Annotated in this window: 14 protein-coding genes; 12 read left to right on the top strand and 2 right to left on the bottom strand. The window is 55.3% G+C overall.

Annotated elements, in window-relative coordinates; translation table 11 throughout:
• The first annotated feature begins 73 nt into the window (after window positions 1-73).
• The 4 genes from FHS19_RS28285 to FHS19_RS28270 all read left to right on the top strand — a co-directional run bounded on the left by FHS19_RS28285 (window position 74) and on the right by FHS19_RS28270 (window position 3,157).
• Window positions 74-1,111, top strand: coding sequence for a LacI family DNA-binding transcriptional regulator (locus FHS19_RS28285; RefSeq protein ID WP_183585459.1), 1,038 nt, complete (start codon window positions 74-76; stop codon window positions 1,109-1,111).
• A 135-nt stretch (window positions 1,112-1,246) separates the two neighbouring features.
• Window positions 1,247-1,699 (top strand): VOC family protein, encoded by a 453-nt coding sequence (locus FHS19_RS28280; protein WP_183585457.1) that lies wholly within the window; start codon window positions 1,247-1,249, stop codon window positions 1,697-1,699.
• 28 nt (window positions 1,700-1,727) lie between these two features.
• Window positions 1,728-2,429: an SDR family oxidoreductase gene (locus FHS19_RS28275; protein ID WP_183585455.1), complete on the top strand. Its 702-nt coding sequence runs from the start codon at window positions 1,728-1,730 to the stop codon at window positions 2,427-2,429.
• A 56-nt stretch (window positions 2,430-2,485) separates the two neighbouring features.
• Window positions 2,486-3,157, top strand: a complete 672-nt coding sequence (locus FHS19_RS28270; protein ID WP_183585453.1) for a ThuA domain-containing protein — start codon at window positions 2,486-2,488, stop codon at window positions 3,155-3,157.
• Between the two features lie 468 nt (window positions 3,158-3,625).
• Here the strand turns inward: FHS19_RS28270 and FHS19_RS28265 are convergent, their stop codons facing one another.
• On the bottom strand, window positions 3,626-3,901 hold the full coding sequence (locus FHS19_RS28265; protein ID WP_183585451.1) for a hypothetical protein: 276 nt from the start codon (window positions 3,899-3,901) through the stop codon (window positions 3,626-3,628).
• A gap of 220 nt (window positions 3,902-4,121) precedes the next feature.
• On the opposite strand from FHS19_RS28265, the gene FHS19_RS28260 reads away from it, so the two are divergent.
• The 3 genes from FHS19_RS28260 to FHS19_RS28250 all read left to right on the top strand — a co-directional run bounded on the left by FHS19_RS28260 (window position 4,122) and on the right by FHS19_RS28250 (window position 9,741).
• Window positions 4,122-6,182, top strand: a complete 2,061-nt coding sequence (locus FHS19_RS28260) for an alpha-galactosidase (protein ID WP_183585449.1) — start codon at window positions 4,122-4,124, stop codon at window positions 6,180-6,182.
• A gap of 31 nt (window positions 6,183-6,213) precedes the next feature.
• Window positions 6,214-8,817, top strand: coding sequence for a carbohydrate-binding protein (locus FHS19_RS28255; RefSeq protein WP_183585447.1), 2,604 nt, complete (start codon window positions 6,214-6,216; stop codon window positions 8,815-8,817).
• A gap of 96 nt (window positions 8,818-8,913) precedes the next feature.
• Window positions 8,914-9,741 carry an aldo/keto reductase gene (locus tag FHS19_RS28250; protein ID WP_183585445.1) on the top strand — a complete coding sequence of 276 codons (828 nt, stop codon included), beginning with the start codon at window positions 8,914-8,916 and terminating at the stop codon, window positions 9,739-9,741.
• Between the two features lie 87 nt (window positions 9,742-9,828).
• Here the strand turns inward: FHS19_RS28250 and FHS19_RS28245 are convergent, their stop codons facing one another.
• Window positions 9,829-10,695: an AraC family transcriptional regulator gene (locus FHS19_RS28245; RefSeq protein ID WP_183585444.1), complete on the bottom strand. Its 867-nt coding sequence runs from the start codon at window positions 10,693-10,695 to the stop codon at window positions 9,829-9,831.
• Between the two features lie 277 nt (window positions 10,696-10,972).
• Between FHS19_RS28245 and FHS19_RS28240 the strand changes: the two genes are divergently transcribed.
• The 5 genes from FHS19_RS28240 to FHS19_RS28220 all read left to right on the top strand — a co-directional run bounded on the left by FHS19_RS28240 (window position 10,973) and on the right by FHS19_RS28220 (window position 19,799).
• Complete coding sequence (locus FHS19_RS28240; RefSeq protein ID WP_183585442.1) at window positions 10,973-13,312, top strand: glycoside hydrolase family 95 protein; 2,340 nt, start codon at window positions 10,973-10,975, stop codon at window positions 13,310-13,312.
• A 277-nt stretch (window positions 13,313-13,589) separates the two neighbouring features.
• Entirely contained in the window at window positions 13,590-15,881 is a 2,292-nt protein-coding gene (locus FHS19_RS28235; RefSeq protein ID WP_183585440.1) for a helix-turn-helix domain-containing protein, read from the top strand.
• 266 nt (window positions 15,882-16,147) lie between these two features.
• Complete coding sequence (locus FHS19_RS28230) at window positions 16,148-17,089, top strand: ABC transporter permease (protein WP_246426876.1); 942 nt, start codon at window positions 16,148-16,150, stop codon at window positions 17,087-17,089.
• A 15-nt stretch (window positions 17,090-17,104) separates the two neighbouring features.
• Entirely contained in the window at window positions 17,105-18,013 is a 909-nt protein-coding gene (locus FHS19_RS28225) for a carbohydrate ABC transporter permease (protein ID WP_183585438.1), read from the top strand.
• A 118-nt stretch (window positions 18,014-18,131) separates the two neighbouring features.
• A complete protein-coding gene (locus tag FHS19_RS28220) occupies window positions 18,132-19,799 on the top strand; it encodes an extracellular solute-binding protein (RefSeq protein ID WP_246426875.1) in 1,668 nt (555 codons plus the stop codon).
• Window positions 19,800-19,844: the final 45 nt, after the last annotated feature.

The raw sequence follows: 19,844 nt of genomic DNA, 5'->3' as shown, positions 1-19,844 counted from the left end.
TGAAGCGAAGCTCGAGGATACCGCAGCTGTGCCGCCTTTTGTGAACACGTGTTAATGAAGTGGAGTGTGCAGGATGAGGAAGAACGACATCAACAGCATCGAAATCGCCAGAATCGCGGGCGTCTCGCGAAGCACCGTCAGCCGGGTGATCAACAATTACCCGAATGTTCCGCAAGCTACTCGGGAGAAGGTAATGCAGGTCATCGAGAGGTACGGCTATTCCCCTAATTTCTCGGCACGCATCATGACTGGCATGAAAACGCTTACGATAGGTCTGTTTCTGATTTCGCCGGAGGCAATTCACGACACGCTGACCCACGCGCTGATTAGCGATGTGATCGAGAGCGCATCCAGCCGCGGCTACTACGTCCTGACCCACATTATTCGAAGCACAAGGGACACGGAAACCGTCCGCAAAGTAAAGGATACTTTTTATCAGCGGCGGATTGACGGCGGCATATTTATCGGTGCGGCGAACCAGGAACCCTTTATTGAGGAACTCATTGCCAAAGGATTTGTGGCGGGAATCGTGGATCAGCATCTGGAAGGGCGGCTGGAGCCGAACCGGGTGATCTGCAATTTTGACAACAAGCTGGGCATTAAGCAGGGAGTCGATTACCTGGTAGGCCTGGGGCACCGGAACATTGCGTTCATTGCAGGCGATCCGCTTCGCTGCTCGGGTCCCGAGAGAATGAAGGCTTTTCAGGAAGCGATGACTGCTCACGGCCTGAAGGTGAACTCGGACTGGGTCCTTCCATCGGATTTCTCCGAACGAAGCGGATATCAGTCGACCGCACGCTGGCTTCAAAGCAATCCAGACCTGCCGACGGTCATCTTCGCCTGTAACGACAGTGTGGCATTCGGGGCGCTTCGGGCCCTGAACGAGACCGGACTGCGTGTACCCGAAGACATCTCTCTGATGGGGTTTGACGATCATCTCTTGAGCTCTCGCATTCAGCCGGCGCTAACCACGATACGCGTGAACTTTTCTGAAATGATCGACATGCTGACGCGGCAGGTCATCGAAACGATTGAGGACGAAACGCAGACGTTCAAGAAATACGTGGGAACCGCGGAGCTAGTGATCCGGAACTCGTGCCGTAAAATCTAATGTGGACAGTAAAACGGAAGCTGTGAAAGGCAGACTTGGCTTTCTCGGGATCAGTTGAGGGAAGCGCTTCGGTTGCTTAGGGTTCGACGTGAAAAAATGCTTTTCCAATTCAGCACTGTTAAGGAGGATCTTCATATGACGGCAGGCGCATTAGGAACCAAGCTGGTTACACAAATCGGAATTGTTGTGAAAGACATCGATACCGTTTCGCAGAGCTACGCGGATTTTCTCGGGGTAGAGCGGCCGAAATGGTCCTGGACGGACACCGTGGATATCGCCCAGACGGAGTTTAACGGGCAGTCTTCGGAGGCTCGCGCGAAGCTGGCCTTTTTTGACTGCGGACAGCTGCAGATCGAGCTGATTGAGCCGGATGAGCATCCGTCGACCTGGCGTGGATTTTTGGAGGAGCATGGTGAGGGCGTTCATCATATTGCGTTTGGGATCCAAGGAATGAAGGAAAAGATCGCCGTTCTGGAAGGCCGCCACATGCCGCTGATTCAAAAAGGCGAATACACCGGCGGGCGCTACGCATACATCGACAGCAGCAACGAGCTGAAAGTTCTGATCGAGCTGCTGGAAAACGATTAATCCGATAAGCAGGTGAGGTGCTGAAGCTATGAATATGTTGATCACGGGATCGGCCCGGGGGCTTGGCTTTGAGACAGTCAAAGCTGCGCTTGCACTAGGGCATAACGTGTTTGCAGGCGTGCGGGATATGGAGCGGCATACCGAGCCGCTTCGTGCCCTGCGTGCAGCCCATCCGGACCGGCTCCAGCTGGTCGCAATGGATGTCACTGACGAAGAGAGCGTGAAGAACGCCATGTCGGCCGTTCTGAAGCAAACGGATGTGCTCGATGCATTGATTAACAACGCAGGCGTGCTGATCGGCCGCGAGCATAAACTGGAGGAGCTGGATTTTGCCGATATGGAAAAGTCCATGCTGGCGAACTTATACGGACCGATGAAGGTCGTGAAACATTTTCTACCGCTGCTGCGCAGGAGCGCCAAACCGTGCATCATCAACGTCAGCTCGGAGGCCGGATGCTTTACCGGGGCTTACGGCGGGGATTATCCTTACGCGATATCCAAAAGCGGACTGAACTACTTTACCGCCCAGCTCCGCAAGGAGCTGACCCCTCAGAATTTTGCGGTTTATGCCGTGCATCCCGGATGGATCCGGACCCCGATGGGCGGCGACCAAGCGCCGGGCGACCCGGCGGATACCGCGCAGGGCCTGCTGCGCATCGCGGAACGAACCGTCGTCCCCGATCCGGATGCCTGGATGGTGAACCACCGAGGGGAAGCAATGCCCTTTTAACGATTGCGAATTCTCCGTGCCTCTGCATAGCAATCGATCAATAAGGAGGATGACTCATGAGAACGATTTGGGCGGTCGTCGGCGATTTTTATCATGAAGCCGAGCCGGCAAGAAAGTCTATTGAACAAGTCTTGGAGCCCTTCCTGGCGAATGGACAAACTGAACTGCTGTATAAGGAAGTTTCCGATCTCGCCGCCGGGCAGCTCGGGCAGAAGCCGGACCTCGTTATTTTATTCGCCGAGAACCGCCTTGAGCCGCAAAGCGACCCCGAGGCATCTTGGATGACCGAAGACATCGGCCGGCAGTTCGAAACTTACGTGAGCGGCGGGGGTGCCTGGCTGGCATGGCATTCCGGGCTGGCGTCTTATCCCGAGGACGGCGCGTATGTGAAGATGCTGCGGGGGTATTTTCTATCCCATCCGAAGGAGCACAGTGACGTAACTTATATACTGGCCGGCGGAACAGTCCTGGGTGAGCTGGAAGGTACCTTTCGATTCAAGGATGAACACTATTTTGTCGCCTGCTCCGAGCAGGAGACCGAGGTGTTCTTACGCTCATCTTCGCGGGACGGTGAGGCCATTGCCGGTTGGCTGCATCCCTACGGCGAGGGGCGGGTGGCCTGCGTGACACCGGCGCATCTGGCCGAGGGATTGCTGAACGAAGGATTTATCCGGCTGATGCGGCGCGTGGTTGTATGGAGCCTGCAGCTTGAGCCGGTGGATGTGTAGGGACGGAAAATGATCCTGAGGAGAAGTTGGTTCTGACGACGAAGGCGGGGCATATTAAACTTGTGTAGGCCTGGATGCCTGAGTGACTGAGGATGCTCTTCGGCATGAAAAATTGGTGAGAGATGATGAGACCAAAGTAGCTGGGGAAGAGGTGAATAGGAAGTTGGAAAAGCAGACAGATGCGTCTGCTTTTTTTGTTTGTTAATAGATGAATCATGGTAGTCGAGGTTACGAGAATTGTCGATGCACTAATTTGGGGCATGGCTAATGGCTGCCCATGTCTGTTGGTGTTTGTGATTTGAGAATCGGGAGTTTCCACCCTTGATTTAAGTTGCCCCGCACGTATGCCCTCCCAGCACAACGCAGCGGAGAGGACGAAACCATTCCGGAGAAGCGGAGCGGTCGCCTGAAAGCTTTCCGCAGGAAAGCTCACTACGAAAGCATAAGCAGTCCCCGAATTTTATCCTTCTATAGATTCCGCAAAAATTCGGGGGCAACAGCGATCGTAGGAAAGTTTCGTACACGGAGCGCCCATCGAAGCGCAAACGTCCATCGAAGCACCAGCGTCCATCGAAGCGCCAGCGCCCATCGAAGCGCCAGCGCCCATCGAAGCACCAGCGCCCATCGAAGCACCAGCATCCATCGAAGCACAAGCGCCCATCGAAGTGGCAACGCCCATCGAAGTGCCGACGTCCATTGAGCACCGAAGTCCACCCCGCACTCAGGCACGCATGCCCGATCCACAAACGCTCATCCCTCGCCATCCCCATGCCGCATTTTAACAGCCCGCCCATCATCCAGAAGCGTTAATTCCCGTTATCAATCGGTAGATCGCTCTATAGAAAGCCGATAAAGCGCTTTCTATAATGAAGTCATACGGCTGGGGCGGAAGCGGATGCCAAGCATTCCTGACTTTCGCCCGGCGCAGCCAAAGACTTGCAGAGACAGGAGGAAAATCAGGCGAATGATCACGAACAGCCAAACGGACGCGGTTCAGGTCCGGCAAACCGGCTCTAAGCTTCGCGTATCTACGGATTGGGTGACGCTGGAGATCGACCTGGAACAAGGCCATTACAACGCTGCCGGCGGCACGCTGTGGGACTGGAAAGAAATCCACAGCGCGATCCGGTGGAACGGGCGCGAATACCATACGGGAAGCTACGACCGCCACAGCATGAATGGGGAACCGGAAAACGTCGAGGATGCCTTGGGGACCGGCCTGCATTTGACGCTGGTGCATGAATCCGACATGCTCCCGACACTGGAGCAGCATTTTTGGATCTACGAGGGGGCGCCGTTCTACCTGACGCAACTGACGGCCGTCCATAAGACGCGCATCCGGCTGAACCGGATGACGGTGCTGCGGTCCGGACAGCTGTCCTTCGGGCAAGCCGTGGATAAGGATGACGAGCTTACGGTGCTCCGCGTTCCCTACGACAACGATAAGTGGGTGCGCTATGAGACACAGACGGCGCCGCTGCGCACCGAAAGCTACGAGGTCACGGCACTGTTCCGGCCGCACAGCCGGCAGGGGATCATTGCCGGTTCCCTGAGTCATGACGTATGGAAAACCGGCATCAAAATCCAGGGCGAACAGCCGGGAACGCTGGACGAGCTGGAGCTATACGCCGGTGCGGCAGGGGAAATGACCCGGGATTTTCAGCCGCACGGCTACGTCCATGGGACGCGCGTGGCGTCGCCGACTGTGTTCGTCGGCGGATACGACGATTACCGCCGCGGTCTTGAGGCTTACGGGCGGGCTAATGGGGCCCTGTCGCCGGCGCTCCCGTGGGAAGGCGGGGTTCCCGTGGGCTGGAACAGCTGGTCTGCCGCGATGAGCACGCTGGATTATGACCTGTACACATCGACGAGCGATTTTCTGAAGCGCGAAGTTCAGGCGGACGGTTTTCATAACAACGACACGCTGTACATTAATTTCGACGCCTTCTGGGACCGTCTGACGGATGAAGAGATGGAGGATGCGCTGAACCGGGTGCGGCAAAACGGCCACAAGCCGGGGACGTACTGGACGCCGTTTGCCTTCTGGGGCAGCCCGGCCCAATTCGGTAAGCCCGTGGAAGGAACGGATGGCGAGTTCACGTACAGCGACATTTTGCTGCGGGACGCTGAGGGCGAAATCCTGCCGGACATCGCCGGCGGCCTGGCGATCGATCCGACCCATCCGGGGGCGCTGAAGCGCATCGATTGGTTTACGGACAAAATCATCCGGGAGGGCTTCGAGTACATCAAGCTCGATTTTATGGCGCACGGTGCGCTGGAGGGACAGCATTACCGCCCTGAAATCACCACCGGCATTGCTGCCTATCATTATGGGCTGTCTTATCTGGCCAAGAAGCTGTCTCCCGAAGCTGCCGGAAGGCCGATATTTATCAATCTGTCGATCGCGCCGCTGTTCCCATACGCCTTTGCGCATAGCCGGAGAATTTCCTGCGACGTGTTCGGCATGATCGGGGATACGGAATATTTGCTAAATTCGCTGACCTACGGCTGGTGGATGAACGATACGCTGTACCGGTTCAACGACCCCGATCACTCGGTGCTGTTCAAGAGCTTTAACCAGGAGGCCACCACCCGGAACGAGGGGCGGAGCCGATTGACGGCATCCGTGATCGCGGGGACGGTGCTGCTGCTTGGGGACGATTTCAGGCAGGAAGAAGCGGCTTCCCGAGCCAAGGCTTGGCTGCGGAACGGCAGCATCATGGAGCTTGTGCGGAAAGGCACAACATTCGTTCCGGTGGAAAGCGCCCTGGGCGGCCGTGCGGCGGACGCCTTTATGCTGGCCGATCCGGGCGAGGAGGGGACAGTCTATCTGGCGGTGTTCAATTTCGACGGAAAACAGGCGGCGAACAAGGCGGTGCCTCTGGCCCGCATAGGACTTGATCCGCTCGCGGTCTACCGCGTAACCGACCTGTGGGAAGGGACCGAGAGCGAGGCCAGCGGGGAAGTCCGCTTAAGCCTTGAACCGGCGGAGTCCACCATTTTGAAGTTATGCGTCCAACAATAATTCAGATTTCAAGGAGGATTGAGGATTGCCGATGAGTACACGAATGCGGTTTATCCCGAAAATATTGCTGATGGTATGGGCTGGGCTGCTGGCCCTGTCCTGGCCCGGGGCTTCCTGGGCCGCATCTTCTGAGACGGCTGCGGGAACGGGAGCCGATGCAGCAGCCGTTTCGTACGAGGCGGAAGCTGGCGCTAACACGTTTACGGGCAATGCGGGTCCCGCGGACTGCGGGACCTGCTCGGGCGGTAAAAAAGCGGGCAACTTGTATGGCGGCTCTACCCTGCAGTTTAACGGCGTCACTGCGGATCAGGCCGGTGTCTATACGATGACGGTGCACTACATTTCCGGCGACCCCCGCGCCGCCGTCATTTCGGTCAACGGGGCGGAAGGGGAGAATTTCAACTTTCCCAAAACGGCGGACTGGAATACGGTCGGCACCTACAATATCCAGATCGACTTGCAGCAGGGCAGCAATACGATCCTCTTCGATGACGGCGGCGGATACTCGCCGGATATCGACCTGATTGAGCTGCGTCTGGCATCGGAGGGTGACGGCGTGCCGGACCATGACGGCAGCATTGGCGAACTGGGCAAGCAGCTCCATGTCACGAAGTACGGCTCCATTACGCTGACCGAGTACCAGCGTGGGTTCAGTGTGGCCAATCCGTCGTACGAGCTGCTGTATAATACCTCGACCGGCCTGTCCCAGTACAACTGGAATCAGAAGCCGGTGATCAAGGGTGCCTATAGCGAAATCCAGCTGGACAAGACGGTGGCGAGCAAGGATTACGCCAAGCATACGTTTAAGGCCAAGGATGGTGTGACCCCATTCCGTGACGGCACGGGCGAAGGCATCAAGGTAACGGTCCGCAGCGAGCAAGAAGGACTGCCGGATCTGAGCCAGGTCTTTTACATTTATAACAACGGACCCTACGTATTGACGGAAGTGACGGCTTCCCAAGCCGCCGGGCTGACGACCAACCAAATTGCGCCGCTGGCAGTGGAGGCCCGGGGCGGCATTGATATCGGCAGCTACGGTGACAACCGGGTGCTCGTGACGCCTTTTGATAACGACAGCTGGTCCCGGTATCAGGCGAAAAGTATCAATACTCGCTTAAATACGGACAACTATGTCAGTTCCGAACTAACAGCCATTTATGACAATACAAGCCGAAAAGGTCTGGTGGTCGGTTCCGTTACGCATGACACTTGGAAAACGGGAATTCACTGGAGCGGCACCGACAATAAGCTGAACGAGCTGCGCGTGTACGGGGGCTTTACTTCCCAGGCTTCCACGCATGACAGCCTGCCGCACGGAAGCGTGTCCGGAAAGAGCGTGACCTCGCCGAAGGTGTTCATCGGTTTGTACGACGACTACCGCAAAGGGATGGAGGGCTACGGCCAGGTGAATGCCGCGATTGCGCCGCCGCTTGCTTTTGGCGACAGCATCCCAGAAGGCGTACCTGTCGGCTGGAACAGCTGGGGCGCTTATGCCGATCATCTCAGCTATGACAACGCGGCAGCCGTCTCCAACTATGTGAAGGAGCATTTGCAGAACAACTCTTTCGAGAACAACGGGAACGTGTACATTAACCTCGATTCGTATTGGGACAACATGACCGACCAGCAGCTGACCGATCTCGTGAAGCTGATTCACGGCAACGGCCAGAAGGCGGGCATCTACTACTCCCCGTTTGTTTATTGGGGGGACAACTTGGAGCAGGTGGTCGAAGGGACGGACGGCAAGTACAAGTATGGGGATATCGTGCTGAGAGATGCATCCGGCAACATTCTGCCGAAGCTGGACGGCGCATATGCCGTCGACCCGACCCATCCGGCGGTGAAAGCCCGGATCGACTACTATATGAACCGTTTCAAAAAGGAAGGGTTTGAATATATCAAGGTGGACTTCCTGTCCCACGGCTCCCTGGAAGGCCGGCATTACGATCCGAAAGTGCAGACCGGCATTCAGGCGTACAATCAGGGAATGGCTTACCTGGATCAGGCCATCGGCGGCACGATGTTCATCAGCGAATCGATCGCTCCGCTGTTCCCGAGCCAATATGCGCACAGCCGCCGCATTTCCTGCGACGTGGACGGCAGCCTGGGCAGCACGGAATACCAGCTGAACAACTTGACTTACGGCTGGTGGCAAAACGGAACGATCTATCGTTACACCGATCCGGATTATATGGCGCTGGTGAAGGGCGGCTCGTATGAAGGAGCGCAGACCCGTGTCAATGCGGCGGCCATTTCGGGCACGGTCTTCCTGAACTCCGACGATGTGAACGACCCGACGGCGCGCCAGTACATGGAGAGCCTGCTCACCAATCCGGAAGTGAACGCGCTGGCGGTGAAGGGCAAAGCCTTTAAGCCGGTCGAAGGAAATACCGGAACGAAAGCGGCGGATCTGTTTGTGCTTGAAGATCAGGCCACGTATTACTTGGCCGTGTTCAATTACACGCAAAATCCGGAGCAGCGTCTGATCGATCTGAAGCGTGCCGGCATTCCTGTCCATGAGGGAGTATCCGTTCAAGTGACCGACTTGTGGACCGGGGAAAAGACAACGGCAGGTGAAGCGCTGGACGTTACGCTGAAAGGTGCCGAATCCAAGCTGTACAAAATTAGTCCTTGAATTTGACTTTACCCAAAGGCTGGTTTATCTTGGGACAGGATGGGTGGTTCTCAGTCATCCACGACTTTTACCTGATTCGAAGGAGGCGTCTTACTCATGAACAATCTGCAGTCCACCACAACCTTGTCCAGCGGGTATGCCATGCCATGGCTCGGGCTGGGCGTCTACAAGGCACAGGAAGGCGATGAGGTCATTAACGCGGTGAAAGCGGCTATTGCGCACGGCTACCGCAGTATCGACACGGCTGCGCTGTACGGTAACGAAGAAGGTGTCGGCAAGGCTGTCCGGGAATCCGGCGTTCCGCGTGAGGAGCTGTTCATTACCACCAAAGTTTGGAATTCGGATCAAGGCTATGACTCTACCCTGAAGGCGTTTGATCAAAGCATAAGCAAGCTCGGCTTGGACTATGTGGATCTGTACCTGATTCACTGGCCGGTCAAAGGCAAGTACAAGGATACATGGCGTGCGCTGGAAAAGCTGCAGAAGGACGGCAGAGTCCGTACGATCGGCGTATCCAACTTCCACGTCCACCATTTGGAGGATCTGATGCAGGATGCCGAGGTAAAGCCGGCTGTCAATCAGGTGGAGCTGCATCCGCTGCTCTCCCAAACGGAACTGCGCAGCTACTGCAAATCGCAGGGCATCCAGATTGAAGCCTGGTCGCCGCTGGCTGCTGGCCAGCTGCTGGACAATGAAGTGCTCGCAGGCATCGGCGCCAAATACGGCAAATCCACCGCGCAGGTCATCATCCGCTGGGATCTTCAGCACGAGATCGTGACGATTCCGAAATCGGTCAAGGAACACCGGATCATCGAAAATGCCGACGTGTTTGACTTCGAATTGACGGCGGACGAAATGCAGCAGATCGACGGGCTGAACCGGAACCAACGGACCGGCGGCGACCCTGATCATTTTAATTTCTAAGCAGCATCTATCAGAGCAAGCATGACCAACCCAATCGCGTATTCCGGCTGACAAGCGGATGCGCGATTTTTTATTCCTTCCCCGGACTCATATCCGGTGCCGCGGATTCAGCCGGTATTGGCTGGGGGTTGTACCGTAAAAACTGCTGAAATGCCGGGTAAACGGATGGATGGAGGGATATCCCAGCTTTTCCGCAATCGCCGTAACGCTCAGGTCGGTTTCGACGATCATATGGGCCGCCCGCTTCATCACAAGCTGATGATGGTAGGCCTTCGGGGTCATCCCTGTCTCGCGCAGGAACAGCTCGTGGAAATAGGTGCGTTTCAGGCCGCAGAACCGGGACCAGGCTTCAACCGACTGTCCATGCTCGGGACGGCTGTTCAAATACTCCAGCAGGCGGACGATGCGGTAATCGCTCGGATGCTGCACGTTCACGGCGTTGTGCCAGGACAGCATCCAGCCGTACAGAAAACTGTTCACCGTTTCGCTGCGGTAAAACTTGGATTCGCTGTACGCCCGGGCGATCATCGCGAATCCATCATACAAATGGGGATGCGCGCGCAGCGAGAAGACGCTTGGAAGCCGATCCAATTCATCGCAGGGCTGCTCTGCAGACAATCGGTCAAAGACGAACGGGTCGGGCGCATGGATGAATGACCGGCTTGGAGAGAGCGGATCGGCGTCATCCCATAAATCGAAATACAGATTATACGAAGGCAGCGGATGGGACGGGCGAATGTGAAAAGCATGCGGCTGGCCCGGACGCAAAAAAATGAGCGTCCCCCGCTCAATTGGATATTTGATCCCGTCGACCTCCATTTCCCCGGGGCCTTCATTAAACAAGTGAAGGGCGTACACGCTGCCTGCGCGCAGATGCTCGTTGCTGCTGCCGTCGTACAGATAACTCATGGAGTCGCCTACGAATGGAGTGATCTCGGATAATGCTTTGTTCATACGATTCGCTCCTTTGTGTCATAGGGTAAGGATGGCTCAAATGAGATTGGCGGATAAATTGACAAATCAATGGATGCGTTAGCAAAGACGGATGACTCATAGAAATGATACGATAATTTCGAAGGTACCGGAACAAGAAAATAATAAAATGGCGGATGAATCCGCAAATAAATTGTAGTGGAGACCCGTTCTGGCCATCTTGCCAGGCCTCTGAACCGGCGGCTGCGCAGCGCCAAGTTCAAGAAGCCGGATCGGCTGGGGGAATGGAGGATATCGGATGAATGACTTGAAGCTTTGGTATGCGGGGCCCGCAGCGGGCTGGGCACAGGGACTGCCGCTCGGAAACGGAAGAATGGGCGGCATGATGATATCGGCTCCGCATAAGGAAATTTGGAGCCTGACCGAAGTGACGTATTGGTCGGGACAAGCGGAGCCTTGCCACGGCCGCTCCAATACGAAAGAGGACCTGAAGCGGATGCGCGAACGCTTTTTTGCAGGCGATTACGCCGGCGGCGACAAGCTGGCGAAGGAGCAACTGCAGCCGCCAAAGCGCAACTTCGGCACGAATTTGAGCCTGTGCGACATCATCCTGGAATGGCCTCCGGCTGCCTCGGAAGGGAAAACGGAAATTCGCCGGGAGCTGGATTTGCTGCAGGCCGAGGCGCGTTCCGCCGGCAGCATGAACGGATACCGGTTTGAGCGGGAGATGTTCATTTCCCATGCGGACGATCTGATGGCGTCCCGGCTGTGGAGCGAGGACCCGGAAGGGCTCACGTTCACACTCCGGCTGGAGGGGCGGACAGAAGAATTCCGCAGCGAAGCCCGGGAGCCGGACATGCTGGCCTTCACCGGTAAAGCGGTGGAAACCGTGCACAGCGACGGGACCTGTGGGGTGTCCAGCAGCGGACTCGTGCGCGTTCAGGCCCGGGGAGGAAGCGTGCTGGCTTCGTCCGGAACGATCCGGGTGGAGCGGGCGGAAGAGGTATGGGTCTACACCACCGTGCACACGGATTACCGCCAGCAGGACGATGCATGGAAGGAAGCGGGCTTCCGCCAGCTGGAACAGGCGCTGGGCAAAGGCTATGACCGGCTCAAGGCGGACCATGCCGCCGATTACCGGCCGCTGTTGGAGCGGGTGCAGCTGGATCTCGGCACGTCCGTGGCAGCCGGCCTGCCGACCGATGAGCGGATGCGCCGTTTCCGGGCGGGCCAGACGGATGATCCGGCGCTGTTCGCGCTCTTCTTCCAGTACGGCCGCTATCTGATGATTGCCGGATCGCGCCAAGACTCGCCGCTGCCGCTGCATCTGCAGGGCATCTGGAATGACGGGGAAGCGTGCCGCATGGGCTGGAGCTGCGACTATCATCTTGACATTAATACGCAGATGAACTATTTTCCGGCGGAAATTGCCAATCTGGGCGATTCCCACGAGCCGTTGATGCGCTACGTCCGGGAGCTGGCCCAGGCCGGCCGGTCAGCCGCACGGCAGTATTACGGCGCAGAAGGTTGGGTGGCCCACGTGTTCTCGAATGCTTGGGGCTTCTGCTCCCCGGGATGGGAAACGTCGTGGGGGCTGAACGTAACGGGCGGCCTCTGGATCGCCACCCATTTGATGAAGCATTACGAATACGGCCTCGACGATGTTTTCCTTGCTGAAGAGGCGTATCCTGTGCTGAAAGAAGCCGCAGCCTTTTTCCTGGACTACATGACCGTGCATCCGGAATTCGGATGGCTGGTGACCGGGCCCTCCAACTCGCCGGAGAACAGCTTCTATCCCGGCTCCCCGGAAGAAGGGTCGCAGCAGCTTTCGATGGGGCCGACGATGGACCAGGTATTGGTTCGGGATCTCTTTAACTTCTGCCTGAATGCAGCCCGAAAACTGGACGTGGATCCCGAGCTGCAGCGGAAGTGGGAGGACGCCATCTCACTGCTGCCTCCTTTGCAGGTCGGCCGGCGCGGCCAGCTGCAGGAATGGCTTGAGGATTACGGCGAAGCCCAGCCGGAGCACCGGCATCTGGCGCATCTGTTTGCCTTGTATCCCGGCAGCCAGATCACGCCGCATCATACGCCGGAACTGGCAGAGGCGTCGCGGGTAACGCTGCACAACCGCATGGAGCGGATCGACCTTGAGGACGTGGAATTCACCGCCGCCTTATTCGGCCTGTTTTTCGCCAGACTGCACGACGGCAGCCGGGCCGAGCATCATATCGCCCATTTGATCGGCGAGCTGTGCCTGGATAATATGCTGACCTATTCCAAGTCGGGGATCGCCGGGGCGGAGACGAACATCTTTGTGATCGACGGCAATTTCGGCGGGACGGCCGCGATCGCGGAGATGCTGCTGCAGAGCCATGCGGGGGAAATCCATCTGCTGCCGGCGCTGCCGGACAGCTGGCCGGACGGGGAAGTTCGGGGGCTCCGGGCCAAAGGAAACATGGAAGTGGATTTGACGTGGAAGCACGGCAAGCTTATCAAGGCCCGTATTCAGGCATTGTCGTGCGGAACCGTTCAGGTGTACTGCGGGGATCGGAGCGTAACACTGAATCTGACCGCCGGCGCGGTGCATACGCTGGATGAAGCGCTCGCCGCGAGTACGGCTGCCGGACGAACAAGCTGAGCCGGGCTATAGCTTCGGTGGAACTTTAGGTATAAGGGCAACTGCAGCCGGAGGGCTGCGGTTGTCTTTTCTATATCAACGGATCATGCGTTGCGGCCTGTCCAGTCCCGGTGATCCTGCATTCTAACCGCGTTATAGGGGAAAATGTACCTTTTGGCTGGAGTGTACCTATACAAATTTGCGATCAAGGCTTTATTATGGAATGTACGCTGCATGAGCTGACAATACATCATTCAACCCACAAAATGATAGCGCTATCAAACCAAGGGGGGACATCATGCTGAAACGTTCCAGCGTTTTTCGAAATGTTTTGATTTCTTATATCGTCATTCTTCTGATCCCCTGTGTGGGAGGTTACATTTCTTACCTCACCTCGATATCCGTTACACAGTCCATCTCGATCGACAACAGCTTGATTCAGCTGGAAAAGAGCCAGGAGCTGCTGGAGCACCGGATGGCGGAGGTGGAAGGCATGACCCGGCAAATCGCCATCAACCAGGAAATGAATATGCTGATGAACGACCGCCATCAAGTGCAGGATGTGTACGGATTGTGGAAGGCGATGCGGAACGTGCTGACCTTTGGGCAAACCAACGATTTTCTTCAAAACTATTATATTTATTTGGCCAATTACGATTTGATCCTGACTTCAGGCTCCACTTTCCGGCCGGAGCATTATTACGAATATTTTCATTATGACGATTTGTCATTTGACGAATGGAAGACGCAGGTTCTGCAAAAGACCCACCGCTCCGAAATCAAGCCGTTGACCGCCTATACGGAGAGGGGAATGGATACTTCCGTCATTACGTTTATGCAGTCCTTGCCGCTCGACAGCTTCAACGATTCCTCGCCGGCCAGCGTAGTGGTCGTGATCGACGAAAAAACCATTACCGGTCTGCTCTCAGGTCTGACCAAAGGATATGGCGGATGGGTACATATCTATGACAGTAAAGGCAATACGCTGGCGCTCCAAGGGAACGTTCCGTCGTATGTGGACAAATTGAAGGATGACCCGGCTTTTGATGCCAATAAAACGAGCCAATTTTATAAGGATGACCTGGTCATCACGACCCGTTCGGACAAGAACGGCTGGGTGTACCAGGCCGGCATTCCGCGGACCACTCTAATGGAGAACGCCAACAAGATCAAGCGCGCAACCTTTATCCTTACCGGAGGGACGATGCTGATCGGCCTGCTGGTAGGACTGTTGCTGGCGCGTCGTCAAAGCGTTCCGATTCAAAGCATGATCGGCATTATCAAAGAACAGTTCGGCCGGGACGAGCTGGAGAAAAGGAATGCGTACGATTTTCTTAGCGGCAATATCGCCAATATGATCAAGACAAACAAACAGCTTGAAGGCGAGCTGACCCTTCAGCTTCCGCTCGTCCGCGATGCGTTCATTAAGCGCCTCATTGCGGGCGAATTCGAATCGCGCGATGAAATCGTGGCGGCTGCCAAACAGGCCAACATTCCGCTCGAAAAGGAAATCGGTTATGCAGGCATTCTCTGCATTAACGGATACTCGGGTATGGACAGTGTGGAAATTTTGAACGAGCTGAGCGCCACTCGCCTCCTCATGAAACAAGCGCTGCTGGAAATCGCGGGTCCGCTGCCGATAACCGACCTCGGATCCGATAAGCTTGTCGTTTTGTTTTTCTGTAACGAGGACCGGGAGCCGGGGCAGGAGGAAGAGGGGCGGATCACCGCTTTAATGGAAGAACTGATCCAGCACGTGTTCCAGGAATACAAGGTTTCCATCCAGGCTGGTTTCGGCGAGGCTTTTGAGACGCTGATGGATGTGAGCCAATCGTTCGAGCAGGCCAAGCAGGCGCTGGAGTATGCCGTGTTTGTGAACGCCAAGGGCATGCTGTGGAATCATGAAGCGCGCATCGAAAACACGACGTATTATTACCCGCTCGACGCGGAGCAGCGCTTGGCAAGCACGATCCGGGCCGGGGAAGAAGAGGAGGCTGGCAAGATCATCGACGGTATTTTCGAGCAAAATATCGCAAGACGCGAGTTGTCCGTCGAGATGAAGCATCAGCTCGTCGGCGAGATCAAAGGAACCTTTCTCAAGCTGCTCGATCAGAAGGTCTTCCAGGAGTCGAACATGCTGGAAGCCGTGAAGCGGAGGGTCATTGACATCGGCTCCGCCGAGCCGCTGGATTCCGTTCAGGCGGAGATCAAAGGCATTACCGCCACATTGTGCGGTTATATCGCCAACAAGAAAAAGGACTCTCATGCCAAACTGGTGCAGCGGATGTACCAGTACACGGAGGAAATGTACGCCAATCCCGATCTGACCCTGTACCGGGTGGCCGAATATGTGGAACGGCCGGAAAAATACATTTCTCAGTTATTTAAAGAAGTGACCGGGGTTAATTACTCGGACCATCTGATTAAGGTGCGCATGGAGAAAGCTGCTGAATTGCTCAAAGAGAGCAGTCACACGGTCGACGATATCGCCGCCCGGGTGGGGTACAACAGCTCCCATTCTTTCCGCCGGGCGTTCAAGCGATTAATTGGCGTGACGCCGAGCGTGTACAGGCAGACGCTGGACGAATAGCACCTACTCTTGAAAGCCGCAGAATCCGTTGGAGGACGATGCGGCTTTTGTGCGCGCGGAAGCCGAGGAGGAAATATGTACACCGCTTAGAGTGATGGACCCTTAAAAAAGGGGAAATTGGATGCAAAACGACGGAAGTGTACCTGTTCAAACGTCCATGGTATCCCCTATGCTCAAGCAAGAAAGAAAACGCTGTCATTTCATTACGCATCCACGCTGATGGCATAGGGGGGATTATTATTCTGAACAAGCAAGCCGCAATTCCGATGAAGCGCGAAAGCAATGCGCGCAAGGTCAGTTACTGGCAGATCGCCGGTAAAAGCATGAAGAGGCATTGGCAGCTCTATCTGCTCGTGATTCCTCCGCTGTTATTTTTCCTTATATTCAAATACTACCCGATGCTTAACGCAGTCCTTGCATTCAAGGATTATAACGTAATTAAGGGGATCTGGGGCAGTCCATGGGTAGGTTTCAAGCATTTTGAACTGTTCTTCGAAAATCCGCTGTTTTGGACATTGCTCAAAAACACGCTGTTGCTAAGCGGTTATTTGATCCTTGCCGGGTTTCCGATTCCGATTATCCTGGCGCTGATGATTAACGAATTACGCGGGAATAGATTCAAGAAATTCGTGCAGATGGTCACGTTTGCCCCTTATTTTATTTCCACGGTGGTCATGGTGTCGATCGTCATGCTGTTTCTGTCCCCAAGGCTGGGCTTCGCCAACGTTGTTCTGAATTATTTCGGGCTGGAATCCGTGAATTTTCTGGGCGACCCGGGCATGTTCCGCTCCATCTATGTCTGGTCCGACATTTGGCAGACGGCCGGCTACAGCGCGGTCATCTATTTGGCGGCCCTGGCGGGCATCGACCCGACCTTGTACGAAGCGGCAAAGGTGGACGGCGCTTCACGGTTCCAGAAAATCTGGCACGTCGATTTGCCGGGCATCGTTCCGACCATCGTCATTATTCTAATTTTGAATGTCGGCAACGTCATGGCGATCGGATTTGAGAAAGTTTATCTTCTGCAAAATCCGCTGAATCAGGTAAATTCGGAAATTATCGCAACCTATGTGTACCGGATCGGATTGCTGAACGCAAACTACAGCTTTGCTACGGCCGTCGGCCTGTTCAATTCCGTCATCAACCTCATCCTGCTGCTGACCGTGAATGGATTGGCGAAGAGGCTGACGAACAACAGCATTTGGTAAGGAAGGAGCAAAGGTATGACCATTCAACTCGCAGGAGGAAAAGCAATCAAGGAGTCGAAGGGCGACCGCCTGTTTTTAGGCATCGTCTACACCATTTTGATCTTGGTCGTCCTGGCGGTTCTGTATCCGCTCGTCTATATTTTAAGCAGCTCCATCAGCAGTCCGGCGGCGGTCACCTCCGGAAAGGTATGGCTGTGGCCGGTCGATATTTCATTCGAGGGCTTCCGTGTGCTGTTCAGCAGGCAGGAAATTATGACGGGCTATTTAAACTCGATTATGTATACCGCGGCAGGCACTCTGATCAGCGTCACGCTGACCGTCATGATTGCCTACCCGTTGTCCCGGAGGTCCCTCTTCGGGCGCAACGTATTCATGATGATCATCACCTTTACGATGATTTTCAGCGGCGGGCTAATTCCTACTTATATGGTCGTTAAAGACCTGCACTTGATCGATACCAGGTGGGCGCTGCTGATTCCCAACGCCATCTGGGTATGGCAGGTAATTATCGCCCGCTCCTTTTTTCAATCGTCGATTCCGGGAGAACTGCTGGAGGCCAGCGAAATCGACGGCTGCAGCGACATCCGGTTCATTCGAAGCGTCGTGCTCCCGCTGTCCAAGCCGATCGTTGCCGTGCTGGTGCTGATGTACGCCGTCGGGCAGTGGAATGCCTACTTCGATGCATTGATCTATCTAAGAAGCGCAGACCTGTTCCCGCTGCAGTTGGTCCTACGGAGCATTATTATCCAAAACAACAGCTCGGGAGGAACGATGGATGCCATGGCGATGGTGCAGAAGCAGCAGCTGGCCGAGCTGTTGAAATATGCGCTGATCGTGGTCGCGACCCTTCCAGTGCTGGTTATATACCCGTTCGTGCAGCGCTATTTCGTGCAGGGGATGCTGGTCGGGTCGGTCAAAGGATAAATATGCTGGCCGGTCCGTCGTGATATAAAGTCCATTTCAGCAAGGAGGTGGTGCAATCTTAAATGATCGGAAGGCATTACAAGCTTGCTGCAGAACTATTAAAAAGGGAGCGATTCGATTGAAAAAGAGCCTAATACGTATGTTTATCCTGCTGATGGCCACCTTCATCGTCATCAGCGGCTGCTCGGGCAAAAAGACAGATAGCCCGGACAACGCACAGGGAGGCGGTACCGCAGCCGACGGAGGATCGTCGAAGCCTGTACAGGTCAGCGTGTTCGCTGTTCAGGAGTCGGGAATCGACATTCCGACGAACAAGTTTACCGAATTCGTCGAGGACAAATTCAACATTCAGTTTAAATGGCAGATTAACCCTTCCGACGGGGCCAAGGAGAAACGCCAGATTTCGCTGGCAAGCGGCGATTACCCTGATGCTTATCTGCTTACAGCCTACATCGACGAATTTTCCCAGGCTGACGTTCTGAAATATGGGCAGCAAGGAGTACTGATTCCTCTGAACGATCTGATCGACCAGTACGGGCCCAACATCAAGAAGGCGATGGAAGAGAGCCCTGAAATGAAAGCTCTTGTCACGGCCCCTGACGGCAATATTTATGGGCTTGGGGCCTATACCGAATGCTTCCACTGTTCCTATCCGAACAAAATGTGGCTCAATACGGAATGGCTGAAAAAGCTCAATCTTCAAGAGCCGAAGACCACCGAGGAATTCAGAGAGGTTCTGAAGGCTTTCAAAACAAAGGATCCCAACGGCAACGGAAAAGCCGACGAAGTACCGCTCAGCGGCTCGACGGAGGACTTCGGCGTCCGTATCATTCCTTATCTGATGAACAGCTTTATTTATGACGACGACCGGAACTATTTGACGATGAGCAGCGGAAAGGTGCAGTCCGCCGCTATTACGCCGGAGTGGAAGGAAGGATTGAAATACGTCAAGTCCCTTTATGATGAAGGACTGATCGACCCGGGCGCATTTACGCAAAATGCGGAGGCCTTCAAAAAAGTCGGCGAAAATGCCGGTGCCGAAATTCTCGGTGCGGGAGCAGGCATGCATCCGGCCATCTTTATCAATATCGATCCAGGCAACACCCGTTCCGCACATTATAACGCGCTGCCGCCACTGACCGGTCCGAACGGCATTTCGTATGCCACGCATGATGCCGGAGGCGTAACTTCCGGAGCCAAATTCGTGATTACGAATAAAGCAAGCAAAGAAGCGCAGATCGCATTAATCAAAATGGTGGATTATATGTTCACGCCCGAAGGGCAGACCAATGCCGGAACCGGTATGAAAGGCATCGATTGGACGGATCCGGAGCCGGGAGACAAAGCGCTGGGTGAAGGCGTCAAGCCGATGGTCAAAACGATTCCGACGAAGGAAGGCGAGCAGCCGCACAATGCGGGATGGAGCGGAATGGGGCATTTCTACATGCCGAAAGAATACCGCGATACCTGGGTACAGGGCACCGACATTTACGCTTCGGACGGCTATGAGCGCAGACTGTACAACGCCACGCTTCTGTACCAGGGACATGAGCCTAAAGAAATCTTCCCCATTTGGTCCGTCTGGATCGATCCAACCGAAATCGACGAAGCCAGCATGCTGCAGACCAACCTGAAAAATTATATTGAGCAAAATGAACTGCAGTTTGTGACCGGCAACAAAGACCTGGACAAAGACTGGGATGCTTATGTGAAAGGCCTGAAAGACCTGCAGCTGGACCGTTACCTGGAAATTTTGCAGACGGCTTATGATAAACTAGCGAAATAATACGATTGAACAAGGAACCGGCAGCTTGGCCTGCCGGCTCCTATG

The organism is Paenibacillus rhizosphaerae, assembly GCF_014192015.1.
GTDB lineage: Bacteria > Bacillota > Bacilli > Paenibacillales > Paenibacillaceae > Paenibacillus_AQ > Paenibacillus_AQ rhizosphaerae.
This window is presented reverse-complemented; position numbering and strand designations above follow the sequence as displayed.

Bases quoted from the DNA above. Each gene is read 5' to 3' on its own strand.
- FHS19_RS28285 (WP_183585459.1), top strand. From the start codon at position 74: ATGAGGAAGAACGACATCAACAGCATCGAAATCGCCAGAATCGCGGGC.
- FHS19_RS28280 (WP_183585457.1), top strand. From the start codon at position 1,247: ATGACGGCAGGCGCATTAGGAACCAAGCTGGTTACACAAATCGGAATT.
- FHS19_RS28275 (WP_183585455.1), top strand. From the start codon at position 1,728: ATGAATATGTTGATCACGGGATCGGCCCGGGGGCTTGGCTTTGAGACA.
- FHS19_RS28270 (WP_183585453.1), top strand. From the start codon at position 2,486: ATGAGAACGATTTGGGCGGTCGTCGGCGATTTTTATCATGAAGCCGAG.
- FHS19_RS28260 (WP_183585449.1), top strand. From the start codon at position 4,122: ATGATCACGAACAGCCAAACGGACGCGGTTCAGGTCCGGCAAACCGGC.
- FHS19_RS28255 (WP_183585447.1), top strand. From the start codon at position 6,214: ATGAGTACACGAATGCGGTTTATCCCGAAAATATTGCTGATGGTATGG.
- FHS19_RS28250 (WP_183585445.1), top strand. From the start codon at position 8,914: ATGAACAATCTGCAGTCCACCACAACCTTGTCCAGCGGGTATGCCATG.
- FHS19_RS28245 (WP_183585444.1), bottom strand. From the start codon at position 10,695: ATGAACAAAGCATTATCCGAGATCACTCCATTCGTAGGCGACTCCATG.
- FHS19_RS28240 (WP_183585442.1), top strand. From the start codon at position 10,973: ATGAATGACTTGAAGCTTTGGTATGCGGGGCCCGCAGCGGGCTGGGCA.
- FHS19_RS28235 (WP_183585440.1), top strand. From the start codon at position 13,590: ATGCTGAAACGTTCCAGCGTTTTTCGAAATGTTTTGATTTCTTATATC.
- FHS19_RS28230 (WP_246426876.1), top strand. From the start codon at position 16,148: ATGAAGCGCGAAAGCAATGCGCGCAAGGTCAGTTACTGGCAGATCGCC.
- FHS19_RS28225 (WP_183585438.1), top strand. From the start codon at position 17,105: ATGACCATTCAACTCGCAGGAGGAAAAGCAATCAAGGAGTCGAAGGGC.